Source organism: Butyrivibrio sp. MC2013, from assembly GCF_000424585.1.
Lineage (GTDB): Bacteria > Bacillota > Clostridia > Lachnospirales > Lachnospiraceae > Butyrivibrio.
Window position 1 is genome coordinate 1 of sequence record NZ_AUKE01000023.1, and the last position, 23,342, is coordinate 23,342.

Annotated in this window: 26 protein-coding genes and 1 riboswitch; of the genes, 23 read left to right on the forward strand and 3 right to left on the reverse strand. The window is 40.4% G+C overall.

Annotation, left to right across the window (positions count from 1 at the left end; genetic code table 11):
* Nucleotides 1–150: 150 nt before the first annotated feature.
* Nucleotides 151–1,467, reverse strand: coding sequence for an IS4 family transposase (locus tag G636_RS19670; protein ID WP_026508213.1), 1,317 nt, complete (start codon nt 1,465–1,467; stop codon nt 151–153).
* Between the two features lie 240 nt (nt 1,468–1,707).
* Here G636_RS19670 and G636_RS19675 point away from each other — a divergent pair, with 240 nt between their 5' ends.
* The 18 genes from G636_RS19675 (at nt 1,708) to G636_RS19685 (ending at nt 19,020) form a co-directional block, all read left to right on the forward strand.
* Entirely contained in the window at nt 1,708–2,154 is a 447-nt protein-coding gene (locus G636_RS19675; RefSeq protein ID WP_051226957.1) for a hypothetical protein, read from the forward strand.
* Nucleotides 2,151–2,669 (forward strand): DUF6998 domain-containing protein, encoded by a 519-nt coding sequence (locus G636_RS18405; RefSeq protein WP_051226958.1) that lies wholly within the window; start codon nt 2,151–2,153, stop codon nt 2,667–2,669. The genes G636_RS19675 and G636_RS18405 overlap by 4 nt, the downstream gene beginning before the upstream one ends.
* 15 nt (nt 2,670–2,684) lie before the next feature.
* Entirely contained in the window at nt 2,685–3,146 is a 462-nt protein-coding gene (locus tag G636_RS0111770; RefSeq protein WP_026508214.1) for an HD domain-containing protein, read from the forward strand.
* Nucleotides 3,147–3,157: 11 nt separating this feature from the next.
* Complete coding sequence (locus tag G636_RS20915) at nt 3,158–5,245, forward strand: TIGR02452 family protein (protein WP_242826965.1); 2,088 nt, start codon at nt 3,158–3,160, stop codon at nt 5,243–5,245.
* A gap of 14 nt (nt 5,246–5,259) precedes the next feature.
* A complete protein-coding gene (locus G636_RS20340) occupies nt 5,260–5,397 on the forward strand; it encodes a hypothetical protein (RefSeq protein ID WP_155832385.1) in 138 nt (45 codons plus the stop codon).
* Between the two features lie 313 nt (nt 5,398–5,710).
* The gene (locus G636_RS0111790; protein WP_081668424.1) at nt 5,711–6,814 is read left to right on the forward strand and encodes a GTPase family protein; all 1,104 of its coding nucleotides are present in this window, start codon (nt 5,711–5,713) and stop codon (nt 6,812–6,814) included.
* A 79-nt stretch (nt 6,815–6,893) separates the two neighbouring features.
* A riboswitch (cyclic di-GMP riboswitch) is annotated at nt 6,894–6,994 on the forward strand.
* A gap of 75 nt (nt 6,995–7,069) precedes the next feature.
* Nucleotides 7,070–7,273 (forward strand): hypothetical protein, encoded by a 204-nt coding sequence (locus tag G636_RS0111795; RefSeq protein WP_026508216.1) that lies wholly within the window; start codon nt 7,070–7,072, stop codon nt 7,271–7,273.
* Between the two features lie 45 nt (nt 7,274–7,318).
* The gene (locus tag G636_RS0111800) at nt 7,319–8,284 is read left to right on the forward strand and encodes a helix-turn-helix transcriptional regulator (protein WP_035779622.1); all 966 of its coding nucleotides are present in this window, start codon (nt 7,319–7,321) and stop codon (nt 8,282–8,284) included.
* A gap of 7 nt (nt 8,285–8,291) precedes the next feature.
* Nucleotides 8,292–9,590 (forward strand): dynamin family protein, encoded by a 1,299-nt coding sequence (locus G636_RS0111805; RefSeq protein ID WP_026508218.1) that lies wholly within the window; start codon nt 8,292–8,294, stop codon nt 9,588–9,590.
* Nucleotides 9,591–9,602: 12 nt separating this feature from the next.
* On the forward strand, nt 9,603–11,903 hold the full coding sequence (locus G636_RS0111810; protein ID WP_026508219.1) for a dynamin family protein: 2,301 nt from the start codon (nt 9,603–9,605) through the stop codon (nt 11,901–11,903).
* 13 nt (nt 11,904–11,916) lie between these two features.
* Nucleotides 11,917–12,585 (forward strand): hypothetical protein, encoded by a 669-nt coding sequence (locus tag G636_RS0111815; RefSeq protein ID WP_026508220.1) that lies wholly within the window; start codon nt 11,917–11,919, stop codon nt 12,583–12,585.
* Between the two features lies 1 nt (nt 12,586).
* Nucleotides 12,587–13,108 carry a hypothetical protein gene (locus G636_RS0111820; RefSeq protein WP_026508221.1) on the forward strand — a complete coding sequence of 174 codons (522 nt, stop codon included), beginning with the start codon at nt 12,587–12,589 and terminating at the stop codon, nt 13,106–13,108.
* A gap of 86 nt (nt 13,109–13,194) precedes the next feature.
* Nucleotides 13,195–16,410 carry an ATP-binding protein gene (locus G636_RS18415; protein ID WP_035779623.1) on the forward strand — a complete coding sequence of 1,072 codons (3,216 nt, stop codon included), beginning with the start codon at nt 13,195–13,197 and terminating at the stop codon, nt 16,408–16,410.
* The gene (locus tag G636_RS0111835; RefSeq protein ID WP_026508222.1) at nt 16,410–16,988 is read left to right on the forward strand and encodes a toxin glutamine deamidase domain-containing protein; all 579 of its coding nucleotides are present in this window, start codon (nt 16,410–16,412) and stop codon (nt 16,986–16,988) included. Before G636_RS18415 ends, G636_RS0111835 begins: the two co-directional genes overlap by 1 nt.
* An 11-nt stretch (nt 16,989–16,999) precedes the next feature.
* Nucleotides 17,000–17,227 (forward strand): hypothetical protein, encoded by a 228-nt coding sequence (locus G636_RS0111840; RefSeq protein WP_026508223.1) that lies wholly within the window; start codon nt 17,000–17,002, stop codon nt 17,225–17,227.
* A 33-nt stretch (nt 17,228–17,260) separates the two neighbouring features.
* Nucleotides 17,261–18,160: a DNA/RNA non-specific endonuclease gene (locus G636_RS19680; protein WP_051226960.1), complete on the forward strand. Its 900-nt coding sequence runs from the start codon at nt 17,261–17,263 to the stop codon at nt 18,158–18,160.
* A gap of 12 nt (nt 18,161–18,172) precedes the next feature.
* Nucleotides 18,173–18,517 carry a hypothetical protein gene (locus G636_RS0111850; protein ID WP_026508224.1) on the forward strand — a complete coding sequence of 115 codons (345 nt, stop codon included), beginning with the start codon at nt 18,173–18,175 and terminating at the stop codon, nt 18,515–18,517.
* Between the two features lie 155 nt (nt 18,518–18,672).
* Nucleotides 18,673–19,020 (forward strand): helix-turn-helix domain-containing protein, encoded by a 348-nt coding sequence (locus G636_RS19685; RefSeq protein WP_051226962.1) that lies wholly within the window; start codon nt 18,673–18,675, stop codon nt 19,018–19,020.
* 41 nt (nt 19,021–19,061) lie between these two features.
* Here the strand turns inward: G636_RS19685 and G636_RS0111860 are convergent, their stop codons facing one another.
* On the reverse strand, nt 19,062–20,438 hold the full coding sequence (locus G636_RS0111860) for a relaxase/mobilization nuclease domain-containing protein (RefSeq protein WP_026508225.1): 1,377 nt from the start codon (nt 20,436–20,438) through the stop codon (nt 19,062–19,064).
* Entirely contained in the window at nt 20,387–20,980 is a 594-nt protein-coding gene (locus G636_RS21295; protein ID WP_330363976.1) for a MobC family plasmid mobilization relaxosome protein, read from the reverse strand. Before G636_RS21295 ends, G636_RS0111860 begins: the two co-directional genes overlap by 52 nt.
* A gap of 517 nt (nt 20,981–21,497) precedes the next feature.
* Between G636_RS21295 and G636_RS0111870 the strand changes: the two genes are divergently transcribed.
* The 5 genes from G636_RS0111870 (at nt 21,498) to G636_RS18430 (ending at nt 23,314) form a co-directional block, all read left to right on the forward strand.
* The gene (locus G636_RS0111870) at nt 21,498–21,926 is read left to right on the forward strand and encodes an RNA polymerase sigma factor (RefSeq protein WP_026508227.1); all 429 of its coding nucleotides are present in this window, start codon (nt 21,498–21,500) and stop codon (nt 21,924–21,926) included.
* Complete coding sequence (locus G636_RS0111875) at nt 21,919–22,173, forward strand: helix-turn-helix domain-containing protein (protein WP_026508228.1); 255 nt, start codon at nt 21,919–21,921, stop codon at nt 22,171–22,173. Before G636_RS0111870 ends, G636_RS0111875 begins: the two co-directional genes overlap by 8 nt.
* A 248-nt stretch (nt 22,174–22,421) precedes the next feature.
* Nucleotides 22,422–22,616, forward strand: coding sequence for a hypothetical protein (locus G636_RS20570; protein ID WP_196803102.1), 195 nt, complete (start codon nt 22,422–22,424; stop codon nt 22,614–22,616).
* Nucleotides 22,617–22,766: 150 nt separating this feature from the next.
* Complete coding sequence (locus G636_RS0111885; RefSeq protein ID WP_026508229.1) at nt 22,767–23,051, forward strand: DUF6462 family protein; 285 nt, start codon at nt 22,767–22,769, stop codon at nt 23,049–23,051.
* Nucleotides 23,042–23,314: a hypothetical protein gene (locus tag G636_RS18430; RefSeq protein WP_242826966.1), complete on the forward strand. Its 273-nt coding sequence runs from the start codon at nt 23,042–23,044 to the stop codon at nt 23,312–23,314. Before G636_RS0111885 ends, G636_RS18430 begins: the two co-directional genes overlap by 10 nt.
* Nucleotides 23,315–23,342: the final 28 nt, after the last annotated feature.

Genomic DNA, 23,342 nt, shown 5'->3' on the forward strand with positions numbered 1-23,342 from the left:
ACCAATGTCATTAAGTTAACATTGGACTCGGGGACAAAAAGAATCAAAGAGGATGTTGGAATAGTTCCTTCATCCTCTTTTTCTATGTCATTTCCACGTCAAAAAGACGGATTATAATCCGCCTGAATTTAACGTGTAAAATTCAAAGCTTTATGCTACCCTATAGAGGAAACCTCTGAAGATTCTTGTAGACTGGTATCTTACCCGGTGCCTGTCTGGTCTAATAGGTACAAGATTTCTTGAAATGATGGTTTCCAGATCAGGTGGAGATGTCGTGCCACGGTAATACTTTCTGCACATGTGAGCTGCGACCGAAAAATTGGCTTTATATGTATATTTTCTTTGCTTTTTCTTAATGACTACGTGCGAGGTAATCATTTCCGCAAAGTTATACATTATAAGATGTGCATATATTTCCTGCTGTATGCATTCCACCTTTTTTGAATGAAAATCAAGCATTCCCATGGTATATTTCAAATCCCTGAAAGATGTTTCGATTCCCCATCGTGAAGCATACAGTTTCTTTATTTCTTCTGCTGGATATTTATCTGTTGGAAGATTCGTTATGATTGTTTCATTTGTCTCCTCGGATATAGGAAATCTCACAATCCTGAATGATAGTTTATAGAATCTGACCGGATCACTTTTTCGACTTTTGGGCGGAAGGTAATCAAATACCATGTCACTTGGAATCCACCTGTAATGATTTCTGTCTTTTATCAATTCCTTCACTTCTTTTGTCTGCTTCCGAGTGAGATTAAGTTCAAAACTGATATCATAAGAATCTTCATCTGGCAATGTCAGCCCTTGTTTAATGCCATAGTCGCCATCTTTAATTCGAAAAAGAAAATACCAACCCTTTTCCTGAATGTGAGCAAGGTTGTTGTAACTTTCATATCCTCTGTCAGCCATCAAAAGAGCATTGCGCAGTAAAGAACGATCAACCATCTCTACAAGAGCAAGATGTTCATTGGCTGACTTAATCTTTTGAATAATCGCATCCTGATAGATTTGATGCTTGAGGTCATATAGAGCATTCAAATGGAGGAGATTGTAGGATTTCTGACCATTTGCCCCAGGCATGAAGGAATCTACATCATCTGGATTAGTCGGGATTTGGATTTTTGAACCATCGACAGCCAGTACAGGTAACTCATCATCAAAAGAATCGCATAGCTTTTTTGAAAAAAGTCGAAATACTGCTTCAAAAGCCTCTACAGTAATCTTGGAGCGCTGTTGGCAAAAAGCAGACGAAGTTGGAGTTTCAGGACTATCATTAAAAAGATCCAGCAATTCATTTGTAAGGCTGCCACTTCCCATACCAATGATTCCGGTAATGATTTTTTCCATAGTCAGTTTTCTTTTTCTTGAGAAGTTCCTCTCGGCATCGATACAGAAAGACTTGGCATTAGCAGCAATTGTTTTGATCTGAGACATCAAAAGATCCTTTACTATTTGTGGTTTCATGTGCGCCTCCTTGAAATTGAGAAATATGCTTACAATTTCAAGGGCCGCTTTCGCTACCTCTAAAAACAATCAGTAGCGAAAGCGGCCGCACTTTTCAGTCCTGCTGTCAACTTTTTTTCAGAAAAAAAAGACCCCTATACCATTTCTGGTATAAGAGTCTTATTGTCGTCACACTTAACTTAATGACATTGAAAAACTAGGTGGGGGATTTTTTACGAAGATACAAAAGGGATACAGCACTTGAACGAGGACTTTCATGATGTTTCCTTTGATACAGAGAACGAAGCCAAAGCGAAACTCTTGTCATTGGAAGCGGAAAGAAGAAGCGAAGATACAGCGATTCCATTTTCCAAAACAGAAGCAAAGGTGTTTGCTGAAAACCATCAATGGAAATATGCGACAACCTATGCAAAGACGGCTCCGCATGAATATCTTGTAAAAAGATGGTTATCGCAGGAAGACAAGCTTCTGTTTGAAAGACTGGTACAAACAATTAACAAGGGATCAGTGATTGGATATTTTTATGGTCATAAGAATAATTACTTAATCCTTGATGATTATTATTATTGGTATATGCCAGTATATCCTGAGAATATGGCGGTTGATCTCATAAACAGGACGACCATAGATTATCTGGAATATCGTGATGGGGCATATTATTACAAGGAGAAAGGCATACGTAAGTGAAGCAGGAGGAGTATATTCCATATTCTGCAGAGAAAATGGACGGAATAAAAAATAAGGTACAACGCCTTATAAGAATAGTTAATGAGTTGGAAGAAGACTTCCCGGGAAGGCATTTCACTTTAGATGGACATCTTGTGGGGAGTATAGGAGAGGTAATTGCCAGTTATTATTACGGAATCCGCCTTTATACAGCATCTATGCCCGCTCATGATGGAGAGGTTGATGGAAAGAGGGTTCAAATCAAGATAACTCAACAGGAAGATATTGTGATCAATGAAGAGCCGGAGTATCTCCTTGTTTTGTATCTTACAAAGAAGGGTGACGTTTACGAGGTTTATAACGGACGTGGGAAAGCTCCTTGGGAATCGGCAAGTAAGAGAGATAGCCACAATAATCGGCATATGAGGGTTAATAAGCTGATGGAGTTAGATGGGAGTGTTTTATCGAAGGAGCGAATTAAAGCAAAGAATCCAATCGAGAAAATGAAGAAGGAATACAAGAACAGAAAGAAGTAGGAGAGTGATCGGATCATGAGCAGATTAAAAGAACTTCGCAAATATGTGGATGCCGAGATCAATAAGATGGAGGATCCGGACAAGCGTACCAGCGCGATAGCCCACCTCTATGGTGTATCGCTTGCAGCTACCATGATAGCGAAGAAGAGAGGACTTGATCCGGAGATTGCATCTATGGCGGCTATGCTTCATGACCTACATGCTTATAAGACCGGCTCATATGATGATCATGCTCATAAAGGGGCTGATCTTGCAAGGGAAATACTGGGAGAACTAAAACTGACTGACGGGACAGAGACTGACATGATCTGTTCCGCCATTTATCATCACGACGATAAGTTAGTAGTGGACAGTCCTATGGATGAACTGCTCAAGGACGCAGATGTGATAGATCATTGTCTGAAGGATTCGTCTAAGGCGGTAAAGGAAAAGGAGCAGGCTCGTTTTGACAAGCTCTGCGCTGAATTTGGAATGTGAGGGATATAGGTATGTCAACATCGGATGAGAGAATAGCGGTATTTCAGGATACGATGAACTGGATTGACAGCGATCCGGATCTTTCTGCATCTATATCTGCTGCAAAGAAGAATACCACGGTTTTTTATGAGGATGATTATCCGGCATTTAATGCGTCTGATACAAAGGACATGCTTATAACTGTTTCGGGTGATCGTAGTTATCAGGCAGCAATGAGACTCTATAAAGAGAGTCCCGGTTCTAAGATTGCTGTTATGAACTTTGCAAACGCATTCCATGCCGGTGGTGGTGTAACAAAAGGGAGCAGTGCTCAGGAGGAAAGCCTGTGCCGGACTTCCACTCTTTATCCGTTATTATATCGTCGGACTCTTCGCGATACATTTTACAAGCATCATCATGATCTCAATACACCGAAGGCGACAGATTCTCTTATTTATACTGAGGGAGTTATTATCTGCAAAACGGATGAGGATCTTCCGAAAAGAATGCCTAAGGAAGACTGGATTACAGTAGATGTTATCACCATTGCTGCCCCTGATCTGCGTGATAAATCGAATAAACATGCTCCGTTGGTGAATGGCGGGACATATATGAACAATGCAGAGCTTTTCGGATATCATGTAAAAAGGGCTATGCATATGTTGACCTGTGCTGCAGCAAAAGGGGCAGACATACTTGTTCTTGGAGCATTTGGATGCGGAGCTTTTCAGAATGACCCGGAAGTTGTTGCTAGGGCATACAAAACTGTGCTACAGGAGTTTCCTAAGGTTTTCAAACAGGTTGAATTCGCCATTTATCGCCCAGCGAGTGGAAGTAAGAATTATGATGTGTTCAGAAGAATACTAGATACACATAATATGGAGGAAGTCTCTAAAGAGGTAGTACCAGAGAAACGAAAGGCTCCGTCAAGTAAGATTGAACTATTACATGCATCTTGTGCGGATCAAACGGTTGATGCCGTTGTAAATGCTGCAAATGATGGTTTGTGGGCTGGCGGCGGTATATGTGGGGTGATTTTTAAGAAAGCAGGAATGCGAGAGCTTACAGAGGCCTGTGAAAAGTATGATACGCCTTTAAAAGACGGAGATGCTGTTATAACCCCGGCATTTAAAATGAAAAACGCCAAGGCAATAATCCATGCAGTGGGACCGAATTTTGGTGTTACGCCCACGGCTTTTGAAGAGTTGTTTAGGGCATATTACAACTCGCTTTTGGTGCTTAAAGATAATGGCTATCATAGCATTTCATTTCCGCTTATAAGCTCAAGCATTTTCGGAGGAAACCTTGAGAACCCAGTAGCGGAATCCACTAAGCAGTGTGTTAGGGCTTATAAGAGATTCGCAGAAGATTTTCCTGATTATGAGATTGATGTGAAACTGTGTGCTTTTGGATCGTCAGAGATGGAAAAAGCAAAGAAACAGTTTGATGAGCAGATAAAATCACCATCAGATGAAACGAAGATATCTGAAAAGGATTTATCCATTATTTTCGAAAGAAAGCCGACTCAGTGGGGGCTACGTGGGGATCCATATCTGTGGGAAGAGATGAAGGATCATTGTGTAGGGGAATCCCTGGATATTGATGATTATGGTATAGCAGCATTTGTTGGAGAGTATTTCGAGAAAGCGACCGGAAAGGCTTTATCATTTGATACAGATGTTTATGTTGAGCGATTTGCGCATGGAGGGATGTCTTCGGGGTCTGTGAGTGGTTCCTTTTGGCTGTCAAAGGGTATTCCCTTTCTGATTGAGAATTTGCGTAGAGCAAAAGCCGGATATCCCGTGATTACACTTTGCGGAAGTACACGTTTTAAGGATGCTTTCATAGAAGCACAAAAGAGACTGACGCTTGAGGGAAACATTGTTATTAGCGTGGGACTGTTTGGGCATTCCGGTGATGAAGAAGTTTGGGATGGAATGGACGAAGGAACGTTTTCAAAGACCAAGAAAATGCTAGACGATATGCATAGACGGAAGATTGATATGGCTGATGAGATCTATGTTATCAATGTTGGTGGATATATCGGTGAGAGCACGAGATACGAGATTGAGTATGCCAAAATGCATGATAAAAGGGTGAGGTATCTCGAAGAACAGTGATATGAGCCTTAAGTATGAAGGCTGTGGTAGATATTCTATTCCTTACGATAGGTGGCGCTGGGGAAATTGATGATAAATTACCACCAAAATGGGGGCAATACAACACTTTTGTAAAAAGGGAGAAAAATAATACTGTGGAATTTAAGATGTGATTTTATGTGCAATTATTTGTATCATAAAAATAAAAATAGAGCTTCGGCTCTATTTTTTTGTGTTTTTTCTGAAGGACAGTTTCTGTCTATGGTATTTGGTAGTATATGCTCTAAAGATGGTGAAATCAATTAATCATAGCTATATAAAATGGATTGCGCTATGGTCCGGTCTGAAAATATAGAAAAGAAATATAAAAAAAATTTTAGAAAGACAATATCTGTCTATGTGATTTGATAAGTTTAGACTACCAAGTTCACCAAATACGAAACACAGTAGCAGGGAAAAAGAATAATTCAATAGGAGGAAAACAACATGAGTAAGGTAGAAAAGGTAGAAACCGTTGTTCAGGATGACGAGGAGTTGTTATCCGAGGAGGAACTTCAGGACATCGAAAAGGAGGTCAATGAGCCGGAGCCTGAAGTGCGCAAGGAAGGTAAAAAGAGTATTTATGTTCTCCTGGAAGAGGAAATCATGGGACTGGATATTCCCGATGGTGAGAAGGCCAAAAGGTTATCAAGACTGATCAAGGTAAGAAACCAGAAGGTAAATATTATGCTCGCAGGTTCGACAGGGGCTGGAAAGAGTTCCACGGTGAATGCTCTTTTCAATATGGATGTTGCAAAGGTTGGAGTAGGTGTGGATCCGGAAACTTCGATTATTGAGAAGTTTGAACTTGATAATCTGACAATATGGGACACTCCGGGTCTTGGGGATGGTGTAGCAAGTGATGAGAGAATCAGCAGATCTATTCTCGAAAAATTAAATGAGCTTGACGAGGATGGAAATCCGCTGATTGACCTTGTGGTTGTTATCCTTGATTCTTCTTCCAAGGATCTCGGTACTTCCTATGATTTGATCAACAATATTTTGATACCTGCGCTGGGGGATGATGCAAAGGATCGTATCCTGCTTGCACTCAATCAGGCTGATGTAGCAATGAAAGGAACCCATTGGAATGAAGAGGAGAATGCACCTGATGAAGTGCTGAAGGAGTTCCTTAAGAAAAAGGCTGATTCAGTTCAGAATAGGGTTAAGGAAGCAACTGGTCTGAGCATTCGTCCGATTTATTATTGTGCAGGATATAAGGAAGAAGGTGGCGATCAGCGGAAGCCGTATAACCTGACAAAGCTTATGTATTATATCATCAAGGCAGTTCCGAAGGATAAAAGGCTTGCTCTGGCAGACAACATCAATGAGGAAGAGGATAACTGGCTTCATGATGATGAGGAGAAGGATTACAAGAAAAGCATCAAAAGTAGCTTTGGAGAGACCGTGTGGGATTGTATTACCGACGGGTTCGACAAGGGAGTTGAAGTTGGCGGAGATATCTTGGGAATTCCTGGCAAGATTGTTGGTGCCGCGGTAGGAGCTGCGGTTGGTGCGGTAAAGGGAGTGTTTGTAGCTATTTTTGACTAAAATATTTGTGAATATCTCACAAAATTGTGCAAATCCGACAATGGCATATTGACTTTGTTCGAGCGTTCGCCTATAATTTATATATTAGTGGCAAAACCATCGAAAGGTGGTGACGCAAAGCTAAAGGGACTAAAGATTACTAAGCGAAAGCCAGATGATCAATGTCAGCCAGTTACCGGTATATGAGTTTAAGCGACATTGTGGGTGCGTCTGCATTTCATAATGTCGCTTTTTGTTTATCGAAGGAAGTGCACAATGCAGGGATATAAAAAGATTGCGGAAGTATCTAAGGAGTGGGGAATCAGCGAAAGAAGGATTAATACACTATGTCTAGAGGGACGTATAGAAGGTGCGGAGAAGTTTGGAAATGTATGGGCAATTCCGGAAGATGCTGAAAAACCAAAAGATGACCGAGTTAAGTCTGGGAAATATCGAAATTGGAGGAGCAAAGAGACATAATTTGTCTATCCAAAATGATAAAATGTGATGGATGAGGTGCTGGCTATGACAGAAGATTACCAGGGAAGCGATAAGATAGATCGAGTTTTGGGGATATACTCAAAGCTGATGAATGGATACATTGTTAATAAAGCTGAAGAAGCACAAAACTATGGAGTAAATGAGCGTAGTATTCAAAGAGATATAGAAGATATCCGTAGTTATATGGATAAAGAATTCACTGAAACCGGAACAATTAATACGGTGGTTTATGACAGAATAAATAAGGGGTATCGTCTTGAACAGATCTTTGACATGAAACTAAGTAATAGTGAAATTCTTGCAATTTGTAAGATATTGTTGGACAGTAGGGCATTTACCAAAAAGGAAATGACCGGAATGCTATCAAGATTGATAGATTGCTGTGTTCCAAAGGTAAATCATAAGGATGTAAACGATCTGATTCAAAATGAGGAATATCACTACATAGAGCCTCGGCATCGGTCAGAGTTTATTGATAAAATGTGGGATATCGGAAAGGCGATAAGGGAGAATAAGTATATTGATATCAGTTATCAACGAACAAAAGACAAGGCTGTTGTCAGAAGAAAAGTAAAGCCGGTTTCGTTAATGTTCTCGGAGTATTATTTTTATGTGACGGCTTTTATAGATGATGAAAATGTTAAAGAGGATTTCGATGTTCTGAATGATGCATATCCGACGATATACCGAATTGACAGGATTAAGAAATATAAAATACTGGATGAGCATTTCCATATACCATATGCTAATAGGTTCGAGGAAGGAGAATTCCGAAAGAGAATACAGTTTATGTATGGTGGAAAGTTGCAAAGGGTAAGGTTTACCTATTCCGGTAATTCGGTGGAGGCTGTTCTTGATAGGTTGCCTACCGCCGTAATAGAAAGCGAACAAGATGGTATTTATACAATTTCAGCGGAGGTGTTTGGTAAAGGAATAGAAATGTGGTTGAGGAGTCAAGGGGATATGGTAAAAATAATTGAGATGAGGTGAAGCGTATATGAAGCCAGAGATGTTGCAGGTGCAGCAATATCTGAATGTTCATCCTATTTTGGGGAAGAATGAGGGATTGCGAAAGAAGTATGTTGTTTTGCTTAAATTCTTTGTAGAGAAACAGGGAAGAGGAGATTTATGGTCAAAACAAATGCTTAAGCTATACAGCGATAAGATTGTTGGGGAAGGTTTTGAGTTAGGAAAGGAAAAGACAAAAGATTTAAATATAATTGAGCAGTTTAAGTTTTTCAAATACAGATATTATTTGCTGACTGATTGCCTTTTTATTCGTTATTTTGATGATAAAAAGAAAGGTCAGAAAATTGTCGAAGATATAATAGAGTTCTATGGTGAACGGTATCGTAAAAAACTTGAGATCGTATATGAGGCTTTCTATTCTACGGAGTCTGATAGCTTTCTGAAGAGCTTTGCAGAATTGAAAGACGTGTATACGATCATATGGAACAATCGTTCATTTAAGGCTCAACCCTTGAAAAAGATAATGATCACAGCAAATATGAGTGCCGGAAAATCGACACTTTTGAATGCACTTGCGGGAAAGAAGATTAATAAAACGCAAGGAGAAGCGTGTACAGCCAAATTGCATTATCTCTATAATAAGGCAGGAGAAGATGGGCTGAACTATGAGTTGGATCATGACTTGGAACTAGATGCTTCGGTTGAAACCCTAATGACTGATAATTCTGAGAATGATAGTACGGATATAATAGTGGGAACAAGATTTAGAAGTATAGGAGAAATCGACGCACATATTTGTATTATAGATACTCCAGGCGTTAACTCTGCTATGAATAAAAGCCATAGAAAGATAACAAATGAAGCAATTAAAAATGTGGATTGTGATCTGATGATATACTTGATAAACGGGGAAGAACCGGCGAGGGATGATGACATAAAACATTTGAAATATGTAAAGAACAATTATGATGGAGATATCATATTTCTCGTGAACAGATTAGACAGATACAGAAAAAATGAAGGTTCCGTAAAAAATACCTTAAATAATATTGTGGGAGATTTAGAAAAAGTAGGTTTTCAGAAACCGGTTGTATATCCTGTTTCTGCGTATGCGGGGTATCTTGGGAAAATGGCTTTATTTTCTGAAAGTCTTTCTGAAGACGAATTGGATGAGTTGGATTTTGTGAAAAGGAAGCTTAAAAAAGATGATTATTCATATGATAAATTCTATCCCTTGACTATTGTTGAAGGGGCTAGTAGTGATGAACTTGAGGAATTGCTGTTACATTCAGGGATTTTATCATTAGAGAAAATAATATACCAGTAGGAGGTTTGTAAAATGAAGAGAGTGTTTATTAAATATAATCCGTATCAGGTTACAACAGAGATTTTGATAGATGATAAACCGTTAAAGAAAAATAGTAAACTCAATCATCCGGATCAAAGGTTGCAGGAATGGATTGATAAATTACCAGATATTCTATTTGAGGAGTGTAGTACAAAAGACTTTGAAATAACCTTTCATGGCACAATTCTTGATTTCGAGGATGTTGCTGCTGTTGCAGAAGAAGCAAAAGCTAAGGGCATCAATATTTCGCTGAAGCATATTCCGGCCAAAGAAGTCAAAGATAAGGAACAGGCGATAAAGAAGATATTCGAGGATATTCAAGATGGTCCATTTGAAGAATTAAAGCGCCCAAGTGTTATTAATGCGTTCAAAATGGCGAGTAGTAAGGATTTTGAGGTAAATGTTGTTGCTTGTATGAGTGCTGGTAAATCAACACTTATAAACGCTTTGTTATCACAGAAGATGATGCCTGCGAAAAAGGAAGCTTGTACTGCTACAATTACTAGAATTAAAGATAATGATGCGGATCATTTTGAAGCAAAAGTATATGATAAGGATGAGGTGTTGTTGGAAACCCATCCATTATTGACCTATGAGATAATGCAACGTCTTAATGACGACCCATCCGTATCACGTATTGAGGTTGAGGGTAATATTCCGTTTGTTAATTCAGAGGAAATCTCATTGGTTTTAGTAGATACACCTGGCCCTAATAATGCTAGAGATGAAGAGCATAAAGCAACGACATATAAGATGATAGACAACTCATCTAAAGCAGTTGTTCTTTATGTCATGAGACCTCCTGTTGGGAGCGAAGATGATGCAAAGCTATTAAAAAAAGTAGCAGATAGTATGAAAGTGGGAGGAAAGCAATCTCGCGATAGATTTATATTTGTTGTAAATGGTCTAGACGAGTTTAAGAAGGATGAGGACAGCATAGATGCGACTTTGAAAAAAGTTAGAGATTACCTGGCCGATAATGGAATACACAATCCGAATATCTTCCCAACATCTGCATTGACAGCGTTGGATATAAGGACTGTACTTGCCAATAGCGATGATGATGACGATGATGATGTATATGAAGCAAAAGGCAAGGTTAGAAAATTTAATAGAAATAAAGAAATGTATTTCGAAGAATATGCTCCTTTGCCAGCATCTGCGAAGGGAATTATTTCGAATAGACTTTTCAAGGCAATTGAAGAAAAAGATGACAAAGAGCAGGCTTTAATACATTCTGGGGTCGTTCCTGTAGAGGAAGCTATTCGCATGTATGTGTTGAAGTATTCTAAAACCGCTAAGATTAAAAATATTGTTGATACCTTTATTAATAGGGTTGAGAGTGCAAAGACTTTTGAAACTGCGGTGGAAGAAGTTGCGACTAACGAGGCGGAGAAGGATGCTATTGTTGCGAAGATTGAAGGGATTAATGCGAAACTTGAGAGTGGTGAAGAAGCAAAGAAATTTAAGAATGATATAAAGAAATTGAATTATGACAAAGAAATTACGGATCGTTCTACTGAAATAGTACAAAAGGCTGAAGAAAAAATCACGGATCATTTGGAAAAAGCCAAGAAAAAAGAAATGACTCGTGCAGAAGCAGAGGAAATGTATAAGAAGCTCATGGTCACTGCAAGTGATGTTCAGGCGGAAATGAGTGTAGAGTTGGAAAACTTAGTTAATAGCACGGTTAAGAAGAATGCTAATGCTCTACTTCAAAGATACAAGGAGAAATTGGCAGATTTAGTGCGTGAATTAAAAGATTTAGGAGATGTTGAAATAGACCCGTTTGAAATGATGCGGGGAGATATTAGTGACATGGGGGACATTGAGTCTTTCTTGGTAAATTCAACTGACACTAAGCAAGTTTGGGAAGTAGTTGGCAATCACAGAGAATATAAGGAAGTATTTGGGTTAAGAAGATGGCTTAACAGAACGATAGGAACAAGCTTCAATGTCGATTATAACGTTATAGATGATTATGATTGGGTGGAACATGAGTATATTGATGGCGATAAACTGTCTGCGCAGTTTATTGTTCCAGTACAGAAAAAACTATATAAAAACCAGAAGTCGGCTATTGAGTATGCGAAGAAAGGCGCTGAAATGGTAAAGCGTAGCTTCGCAGGAAAATTTGATGAATTGGACGCACTCTTAAAGAAGAAGCTTGATGAGTTAAAGAGATGTGCTGTTGATGAGGAAGTAGCACGTGAAAAACTGGAAGAAGCGAAGAGTAGAAAGGCATGGTTAGAGGATATTCAAAGAAGAGTAAACGCCATCCTGGAAATATAATGGAGATAGAAAAATGGCTGTTTCAAATGAATTTATAGAAGCTGTAAATAGAAGGGATATATTAGGTATAAGGCTAATGCTAAAAAATAGCCTGCTATTGGATACTTCTTTTTACAAGTATAGTGAAATGATTCGGTATGTAGAGAAAGCTGGAATTAGTATATGGATGGAGCCTAAGGATTTAGAACGTAAGGGGAAACCGTGGTCTGTTGATTTGATGAATTATGAATTAACGGCCATTATGAATGATTTCAGTCAAGTACATATGGAATACTTAAAGGAGATTATTTCGTATGTATACGGAAGCAGTGGGCAGAAATCACAAAATGAATTAAGTATTAGCAGGGGAAAAAACTTGGTCGGCGATGGATGCTTGGAGTATTCAAACAGAATGGATATTTCAAAGACCTTTACAGAAAAAGGTAAGAGCCTGGCTTCAGGTGTTAAGCAGGCTGTCGACAATCAAATTGAACTGCATGATGTTCGAGAGAAAAAAAGACAAGTGATAATTAAATTATCCAACATGACAAAACTGTTAAGAAATGCAAGGGTGGATAAAGAAGTAAAACTTTCAAGTAATGATATAGATAATATTGCCTGGGATAATCAGCTGTTGGAAGAGATAAAGACAGAAGCATTAGATATAGTTAGTATATGCAGATATTTGGAAGGAGGACAGTGAAATGGCTATCTCGAAAGAATTTGTAGATGCAGTAGATAGTGATGATTTATTGAGTGTAAGGCTGCTCATGAAGAATAGTTTAATCCTTGATCCATCGGGGGCAAGTTTCTCGGAGATGCAAGATTATGCCAATGGCAGGATGTCGGATTTGTTTGCTGAGCATGATGGAGAGATTTTTAAGCAGCAAGATGAGTGGGATAAGAATTACTTCAACGAACAGACCGTAAAAGTGGTAAATAATTTTTCAAAAGAAAGGGTTGACCTGCTTAAGTCGATTGTCAAGAAGCTTTATTCTGATAAATCCTCTGAAACTGCAAAGAGAAATAGTCTAGGTGACAATGCTGCAAATATTTCTAACATGAATAGTGAAATAAGCGGTACAAAGATAGCTGGTGGGGCTGTGGCACTTGTCGGTGCGGGTCTATTAATAGGCGGGCTTGTGGTTACAGATGCGCCTATAGTTGTGCCGATTATTGGCGGTGCTGCAATGGTAGCTGGTGCGGCATTATTTTTGAAAAAATAATTATTTCGAACGACACATTCTGTCTATGTAGAATGGTATTGTTGTAGCATAAGGAGTGAAAATGTTTTAGCAGGAGGTTTTATCAAATGTCCAATATAGTTGAGAAAGCGGAGAATGTTCCGGTACCTAAATACACAAATGTGGCTGAGGGATATCAAGCTGCGTTGCGTGTGGTTGATGATGTCATTTTGAAGAACTATATTACTAATCTTGCGGGAATGGAAATTGTTCCTTTGGATAAGTCTGTCCTTGAGTCAAATATAGGTGAAAACGTCCTATTCTTTAAGATTACTGAGATGGTGTATGAGAAGAATGAGTTTGCTTCGTATAAATTTGCGAGCGTGTTTAATACTTTGTCTTCCTCTGATGCAGCCATCTTTCTTATTTTGGACAGTGATGGGGAAAGAACTGACTTTTACATGGGAATAAGATCACTTGATTCTGACAGAACAACGAGTTCTCTTAGAAATACACTTGAAAATGCTATGATCGGTCAGTTCCCGGGAATAAAGACACACGATTATACTGTTGAGGAAATTCAAGATATTATTGGTGGGATTAAAGGTAACAGCATTTCGGCGGTTTCATGTGTGGCCAATAGCAAGGAAGAAGATCTTAATACTAACCAGGAATTTGTGCAGGGATTAGAAAAGCTTGTTCTTTCTATGAGGGGACAGAAGTATACCGGAATCATCATAGCTAATTCAACAAACCAGGCGCAGCTAAGAGAACTGAGAAGAGGATATGAAACTGTATATACTCAATTATCACCGTTTGCGAGCATTCAGGTGAATTATGGACAGAATTCATCCTTGGCCAGAACGGAGAGTACAACTGACTCCAAAACAAAGTCTGTTACAAATACAATAAATGAATCAGAAACTGAAGGTACTACGGAAACACATGGTACATCCAAAGAGAACACAACATCGAAGGTGATCAAAGGTGTTGCGGCGGCCTCATCTATACTTGGTGCAGCTTTGGCTCCGGTAACAGGAGGAGTGAGTCTGGCAGTAGGTGGTGTTGTGTCGGGTGGTCTTGGATTGCTTGGGACGGCGGTCGCCGGAACGGTGAGTGATTCAACATCTAGTAATAGTTCAAAAACTTATGGCGAGAGCACAGCGGTGGGTGATTCGGATACACATGCTGTTTCTACAGGAACAAGCACGACAGAAGGTTTGTCAAATGCCATAACACTTAATGTTCATGATAAATCTGTTGAGGATATGCTTGCACGCATAGAAAAACAGTTAAAGAGAATGGATGAATTTGAGAGCCTTGGAATGTACGAATGTGCAGCCTATTTCCTTTCGGAAGATCAATATGCTGCAGAAGTTGCAGCTTCGACATATAAGGCTATTATGCGCGGAGAGAATTCCGGTGTAGAAATTGCGGCTATTAACTCCTGGGGAAGTTACGAAAGTAACAAGACGGAGCTCATTGAACAGTACGTAAAGAATTTCATGCATCCCATATTCAGATACTCCGGAACACTAGGGGAGGTAGAGGTTTCTCCTTGTGCAATGGTGAGCGGAAACGAACTTGCTATTCATATGGGGATGCCAAGAAAGTCAGTATGTGGATTACCCGTTATTGAACATGCAGATTTTGGAAAGGAAGTTGTGAGATATGAAGAAGATGATTCTTCTGTCGGTATAAATCTTGGAAAAGTGTTTAATATGGGAAGTGCTGCTCCAAATAGCGTTTTCTTGGATAAGAGCAGTCTTACAATGCATACATTTGTTACAGGTTCGACCGGATCTGGAAAGAGTAATACAATTTATGAATTAATACGACAGACAAACAATATGGGTGCAAACTTCATGGTTATAGAGCCTGCAAAGGGAGAATATAAGCATGTGTTTGGCAACCGACCTGATGTTAATGTTTACGGAACGAACCCTGAGTATTCTGATCTGCTAAGGATTAATCCGTTCAAATTCCCGCATGGAGTTCACGTTTTGGAACATGTTGATCGTCTGGTGGAGATATTCAATGTTTGCTGGCCTATGTATGCGGCTATGCCGGCAGTATTAAAAGATGCATTATTGCAGGCATACGAAGTTTGCGGGTGGGACTTTTCAACTTCACGGAATGCATATAGTGATAATCTGTTTCCGACTTTTGCAGACCTTCAGAACGAAATGGTTAATGTTATTACTACATCAGCGTATTCAGAGGAAGTGAAGAGCAATTACATGGGATCGTTGGTTACAAGAGTAAAATCATTGACTAATGGTCTTAATGGTCAGATTTTCAGCTCAAATGAGATAGATAATGAGGTCCTCTTTGACAAGAATGTGATTATAGACCTGAGCCGTGTGGGTTCGCTTGAAACGAAATCTCTAATTATGGGTATTTTGATAATGAGACTTAGCGAACATAGAATGTCTAATGCAGAGGATATGAATGTTCCGCTTAAACACCTTACAGTTCTGGAGGAAGCTCATAATATTTTGAAACGAACCTCTACTGAACAGAGTACTGAAGGATCAAATGTTGCAGGCAAGTCCGTCGAGATGATTTCGAATGCGATAGCGGAAATGCGTACCTATGGAGAGGGATTTGTTATTGTCGATCAGTCTCCAAGTGCAGTAGATATTTCGGCCATAAGGAACACTAACACAAAGATAATTATGAGACTGCCGGATGAGAGTGACAGAAGACTTGCCGGTAAATCTGCTGGTTTGAAGGATGAGCAACTTGACGAGATTGCAAAACTTCCTAAGGGAGTCGCAGTGGTATATCAGAACGACTGGGTTGAGCCTTTACTGTGCAGCATTCAAAAATATAAGGGTGAAGAAACAAGATATGAATATAAGCCGGTTGTACACATCAATAGCTCTACAGGCAAACTTAGGAAGCAGCTTCTTCAGCTTTTGCTAAAGAATAGAGTTAAGAATCCTATTGATGCAAATATAGATGATATCAGTACATTACTTGAGCGAGCAGAGATTTCGAGCAGAAGTAAACTTGGCATTCAGCGGATTCTTCATGAATATGAATTGCGAGGCGACCTGTCTTTATGGAAGGAAGATAAGTTTGATGGTTTGTCAGATATTGTAAGCGGTCTTCTGGATGGAAATGTATGGGTTAAGCCGATGATTGATACTGCAGGAGAATTTGACGAGTTGACAGATTCTATAATTAAACATGTCGAGAAAATGGCACCCGGTATTGACAAAGAGTATGCACTGGCTACCGCACAGTGTTTACTTAAGAAAGAATCCAAGGAGTCTGATGGATATAACGAAATATATGCGGCGTGGATTACGCAACTCAGGAATAAAGGGGTAATGTAGTGTTAGATTTCAATATAGAAGAATCGTTATCAAAACTGGAATCTCCGCTAAGAGAAAAGGTGTCTGCCGTTGAGGGAATTGGGACGATAGAGGATCTTGATGCTCCGATTGCGAAGCGTATTCAGGTTAATGAGAAAAGCGGTAAGTTTTCGGAGAATCCAACTATAGAAGGTGTTTCGTCCTGGATAAAGGAAATCAATCCCAATTATGATCCCTTTGATATAGAGTCTCCATATAATGTGAACTGCGGAGCGTGTGCATTTGTAGTATATCAGAGGCTTAATGGAAATGATGCAACTTGCGCATCTGCGAACAATATTCCGTTTGATGCAGACATGGAAGAGCTTCTTGACAGAAAGATAGTCTCCATGAGTCCGGATGAAATAGAGAAAAGATTGCTGGATGGCGGGGATGGTGCACATGCTGTTATTGGCGTGGATAGATCCAACGGACCCGGACATTGGTTTAATGCAGCGTGTATTGATGGTAAGGTAGTGGCTATTGATGGACAGTCGGGAGAGGTGTTGGACTGGCCGCCGGATTACGGGGATGTTGTGAATTGGGAAATGAGTGTATAAGGAGCATGGCAATGAATAAGAAAATCATAACAACTGCCATTGAGGTGATGAAGATTCCGATTGAGGTGGCAGAAGAACACTTTAAGGAGCTGCCAGAACATAATGCATATTATTTTTGGAATCCGGTAAAAGGTGGTATTGCTGTTATAGTTGGTAAGAATGGAGAAAAACTTGCTGCTTCTTCGGGCATAAGTTTTGAAAAACATTTACAGGCATTTATCGACGGAAAAAGGAATTAAAGCCGTCAAAAATATAAACAGGAGGTAAGATGGATGTTCAATTTTAATGTTGCAGAAGTATTCTCCAACATGGAAAGCCGTTTACTTGAAAAGGCTCGAAGCATGGAGAAAACAGTGGATCCCAAAGATCTTGATAAACCGATTGCCCAAAATGTAGATGTTTCAAATGAAGGTCAGGATAATGCTGATAGCAGTGATCTTCCTAAAAATCTTGAGCCTCGAACAGTTTATGAGATTGATGGTAATTACTATGAAACAGACGATAATGGAAATATATATAAGACAAATGGTGAACTGAACCCAGACACGGAATATACTGTGAATGGAATCACATATAAAACAGATTCCCATGGGAGGATTATTTCTTGGGAAGGCGAACCGGGATACAATCCAGAAGCAGAGCGGGACGGAGAAGCTCAGACTGAAGCCGGAGGAGAAGATAGACAGGAAGGCGATGATGGCGGACATCTAGTAGCCAGAGTGCTCGATGGATCCTCTGGAAATGAAAATATAGTGCCCATGAGAGATACTGTTAATCGTGGAGACTACAAAAAGTCTGAAAATGAAATAGCTAAAGCAAAGCAGGAAGGCAAAGACGTTCAGGATAGTGGCTATATAATATATGAGGGGGATTCTTCCAGACCATCCAAGATAGAGAGAACATACACTATAGATGGTGAAAAGCGTGAACTTAAGGTTGATAATGTAGAGGGCTCCCAGGATTTGCTTGAGGATGTCAAAGGTGATATTTCTGATGAAGATTACGAGAATCTGGAGGAAAGAATAAAGGATATGGAGGAGGATGGCTCCGAAGTGTCAGTAACCTCTGTTTACAAGAAATATGATGCTGAGGGAAATCTCGAATCCGTTACTGTTGGTATTAGGGATGAGTCAAATGGAACCAAGACATATATCAAGTATGATGCAAAATAAAGGAGAGAAGAAATGAAGAAAGTAATTGAAAAAATAAATGAATTTGAGAAGAATGGTATTAAAGATGTTCAATTGATTGCACTTGTTTCAGAAACGAGTGCAGAGGTAGTATTCTATGGCATTATAGATGGAGTAAGGTATCAATCAAACAATATGGTTGAAGAAGGAAAGATTGAATCAGATGTTATTGATGGATTCTATAATGAAATAGTTGAGCTGGTTCGCGGAGACAAAAAGTTTGATTCAGAAAAAATGAATATAATCAAAGCTGACTCCAACAGATGTAAGGTTGAATATGATGAAAAGAGATGCAAGACATACAAGATAATTAAAGAGTGGGAAGACAAACTGGAATAATCATATATCGGCTTTAGGACCGACGGTCCTAAAGTTGATATAGAATACTCCCCATACGGGTATTATTCATATACAACCTCTTAATTTTCAAGAGGGGAGGCATCCACTACAATGAAAGCATAATTACATTTCCGCAGAAAGGAGGTGTAGAGGGCATGAATGTAGTGGATGTTCACAAACGGATCAACGAATTGGCTGAGGAACGCGGCTTGAGTCCTTATGAGCTGGCTAAGCGTGCTGGTATGGCGCAGAGTAGCTTGTATAATATGTTTGAGCGCGGAACTATGCCAAAAATCGAAACGCTGGATCGTCTTTGCAAGGGAATGGGCATAGACATGAGCGATTTCTTTGTGGTCTGGTCGAAGCCGCGAGCGGGAGGATATCTAACTGAAAAAGATGTCGAACTGGTCGAGGTAAATCACAACCTGAGCGAACGAAACCAGGATCACCTGCTTATATATGCTCAAGGCTTGAAAACAGCACAGAACAAGGAAGAAAAGTAATCCGATGCCCCCCAAAAGAGAAGGCACCGGATCTTTTTTCACTAACGAATGATTTTCTTGTCCCGGTCGATATCCTGAGAGGGTTCCTGACCTATGAAAGTCAGTAGTGCATCTCTTGATTGCTTTAGCTTTTCGCATTCACGTTCTGCTTTCTTGTAAGCATCGCTGGTCGCCATACGGTCAGCACATAATTTTTCATATCGAGACTCTATGTCCTGCAGGTTTATCGTCTCCGGATTGATGCCTGCACTTTCTAATATATCCCGTGCTCCCCAGGCAAGATGAAGATCATAGTTGTGAGTCTGATAATAGCGTTCAGGATCCTTGGATTTTTTGTAATTCCGGTCATATTTTTTCTTCTCAGAATACTGGCGTGCATATCGGAGGATCTCGGCGGCAGATTTAATATCTTTATCCAATGCAATGGTAGCCTTCTTGCCGGTCTTAGCCTGCTGATGCAGAGCTTCGATTCGTTCATCCACCTCTTCCAGAGATTTGAAGCCCATTTCGGCGAGTTTGGATTGTATTTGTGCAGCTCTTTTAAGATTCTCTTTTTCAGCCCAACGCATGAGCCCCGGACTTTCAGAAAATCTCTCCTGTGAAGTGTCGATAAGAGACTGAGGTCTGGTGGTCAGTTTTTTCATTCTTTCTGCCCGGATCCGTGCCTTTTCTTCAATACGTTCTTTGATCCTTTCCTTGGTGTATTCCGGTCCGAGTGATTTCTCCCTTCCGCGGATCCATTTAACCTGTCCGGGAGCCAGGAAACCGATATATTTATGAGCCTCCGGGCTGATTTCAGAATCCTTGATCTGGTAGCCTTTTGCCTGCATGAGAGACAGAAATTCCTCATAGCTATGGGCAAGCTTTATGGTCTCATTGATGTCGCTCTTTAGCTTTGATTTCCAGGAGGTTCCGCTCTTATCAGACAGCCATTCTTTATACTTCTTTGCTTTGTGCTGATCCTCACGTATGACGGACAGATTGTGTGCTTCACACAGTTCGTCATTTAAGTGCCGGATATCCCAATAGGTGCGCTTGCAGTCGTGGTACTTTTTATAGTAGATATTATCGGCAGCACAGAACAGGATATGGTTATGAATATGGCCTTTATCTGTATGTGTAGCAACGATGTAGGAATACCGGCCTTTCAGAAGCTGGTCGGCAAGTTCTTCCCCGATTTTATTAGCCTCCTTTGCACTTACTTCCCCAGGGGCAAATGATTGTATCAGATGGAAGGCCTTATTCGGATCCGAACTGTCAGTATGGGACAGCGTAAACTTGAAATCATTTGCTGCCGTTTCGGGTGTTGTGCCGAAGGAGGAAATGAGCAGGCTGCTGTCCGTTTTTTTCTCATTGCAGATATAGTTTACTGCTCCAGATACGGTTGCTTTGATAGCATGGATTCTTGTAATTGCCATAGCTTTTTCATCTCCTTTTTGATCTCGTCGATGTCGGTCTGATATATGCTTCTTGTTTCGTTGATCCGGTGAGCAATCTGGTTGATATTTGTACCGATTTTGCCAAGGCCGACATTGTAATCACGCAGATAGGAATAGTCCACATCATAAACAATGCCCTCGATGATAAGCTGCCTGATATATGCGGCCCGGCTCCGCATACCGGAAAGCTTATATTTTGCATCGAGGATGCGTTTTTCGTCGTCGCTCAAATATATAAGAAAAGCATGTTTTCTTGTTCTGTTTTTCATTGTAATATCCATCCTTTCGTGAATGCCGCCATAGGGCGGTCGCATATGAACATATTGCCGTTTCCGGCACCGGTTTAAGCGCTCCGTATCAGGAGCAAGACTAAGGGGCTTGGGGATATCCCCAACAAGCAAAAGCGAGGCTATTTTTCCGGGCAGGAAAATGGCCTGCTTTTTTGCCTGTGTATATACACAGGCAGTGCTTGCGATAAAGGCACAGTCCCCAGAGGGGAATGTGCGAGTTCTGACCGCCATAGGGCGGTCTGCTTAGAACTCATAACGCCGTATCCGGCGTATTGTCTTTTGCCTTTGATCCATGAGGCAGAAAAATAAAAAAACTGCCATAGACCCATAAGCGGGCTACAACAGTTTTGGTGCATCGATCTTTGATTGTGTTTTATCCGCCATCATTGTAACAGAGAACCGTCGATAAAACAAGGGGAAATGCACGAATGAGTCGGGATTATCGGACAGCAACTCTGATAGACTTCTACTATGGAGGGGTACGCCTTCCATAAGCAAGGAAGCTGGTGGGAGGTGAAGTCCGATGGGCCGTACCATAGGTATAACTGCATATATGATCCTGAAAAGCGTCTGATCTGAAAGTGGTCGGGCGCTTGTTTTTTATCTATTCCCCATACGGGGAGTAGATTGCAGCACGGAAAAGATTTTTTGAGAAATTTTCAAAAAACAGAGTATGCCTTGCTGCTTTTTACAAAGATGCTCTATCGACAGGGAAACGAGATCGGTGTCTGGGGAAAGGCAGGCACGTATGAAAAAGAAACGAAAGTCTGTTTCGGCAGAGAAGAAGTTGGAATCTCAGTTTGACCATTTCGCAAAGAATACCATCAAAAATGTGATCCTGAATGTGTTGCAGGAATATGTGAAGCATGAAGATCGGATTCATTTGGTCAATATTGATGATTATGAGGACTTGGCAGCACCGGAGGTTGCTCCGGATTTCGAGAAGGTTGCCGTGACCCTTGGGTCAACAAAAGTCTTATTTGAAAATGAACTTCTTGCTTCCGGGATTGCAAAATTGAAAAGAAAACATCGGCAGATCCTCGAATATGCGTATGTCTTCGATATGCCAGACCAAGCTATAGCAGATCTGATGAATCTGAAGAAGCAGAGTATTCGGAACTATAAGCACAAGGCATATGAGATTTTAAGAAAGTACATGGAGGATGCTGATGAGTAAAAGGAGATATGAAGATTATGAAAATGTAAGCGCGGATGTAATCAGGAAAGCATATAAAGGGGACAATGAAGCTATGAGCAGGATCATAGCTCATTATCAGAATTATGGTCGCAAGTGTTTCAGAACGATTGCATCCACAGTTTTCGATCTGGATGTCAGATACATTCCGATGGATGATCTAATGCAGCTTGTATGGATCAAATTCGTAGGGGTGATTAGAGACAAGTTTGATGTTTCAAGGGAATAATTGACATCTGGATACCGATCCGGGTTTCTGTCGTTTGTCGGTCTCATAAAGTACATAATAATTGCAACGGTCTTGCAACAGTACCGGTGTGCACTTATGTGCTTTTAGGGCAGACAAAGCCCGATGTGTTTTATCCAAATCCGGTGGGATGCCGGGCCTGTACTTTGACAACTGAATAGCAATGCTTTGTATAACAGAGGGAGTACCGAGTCGTGAGCCGGATACGCCATGATCGCATTCGCTTATATATGATAGAAGCGGATTCATTTTGCGTGCGCGGGAGCGTCGAATATCCGGTCAAAATGGAGCTGGGGAGCTTCATGACTATGACAGTGCTCTTTATAATGATACTTCCCGAACAGGAGATGGGGCTGAAGAAGCTGGTGGAACACCAATGCGGTATACCCGGTACCGGTACAAAGTATTTTTTTATAAAAGAATAAGAAATATCGTTCTGAGCAAAAAGAGATGTACTTTTGTGCGGGACTATCAGGTACATTTTAATATCTGTCGATCAATGTTTATCTTCGAACAGATAGATATTGATGGACAGATATTTATGTCTAAAAAACAGCGAGAGGAGCGTGGTAATTATGGCGAGAAGGGCGTCGGAAGAAACAGCACGGATCACCTTTGATGATGGTGTGACTATGATCGCACCTAAGTATCTGTGTCTTCAGGTTGTGGCAAGAGCACAACTTCCCGAGAGATACTATGTAGATATTAAGGAAGGAGCCAAGCTGTATTGCATGTGTGAAAACACCTTCCGTAAGCTTGTCAAAGCGGCGGGGATTGGTATAGATGCAGCCGGTAAGAAATTATACTCCGTCAAGGAGATCAATAAGTATCTTGAGTATTGCAAGGAGGATTGGAAATAGACGGACTTGCCCTACTTTTTGGATCACAAAAAGTTGTTGACTTGTTGGAAGACAAAAAGTATAATATGGTCAGGTTAAGGAGGTGCATCACTTTGGCTAAGATGGGACGACCAAAGGCTGAGAATCCGAAGGATTTTAAGGTATCAGCCCGTCTCACGGAAGAAGAGTACAAAAAGCTGAAGGAATGCGCAGCAAAAGATAACCTCACCATAACACAGGCGCTTAGGAACTGCATCATAAAGATGATAGATTCCAAACACTAAGTCTTGCTATTCCCTCTTCCTGACTGTC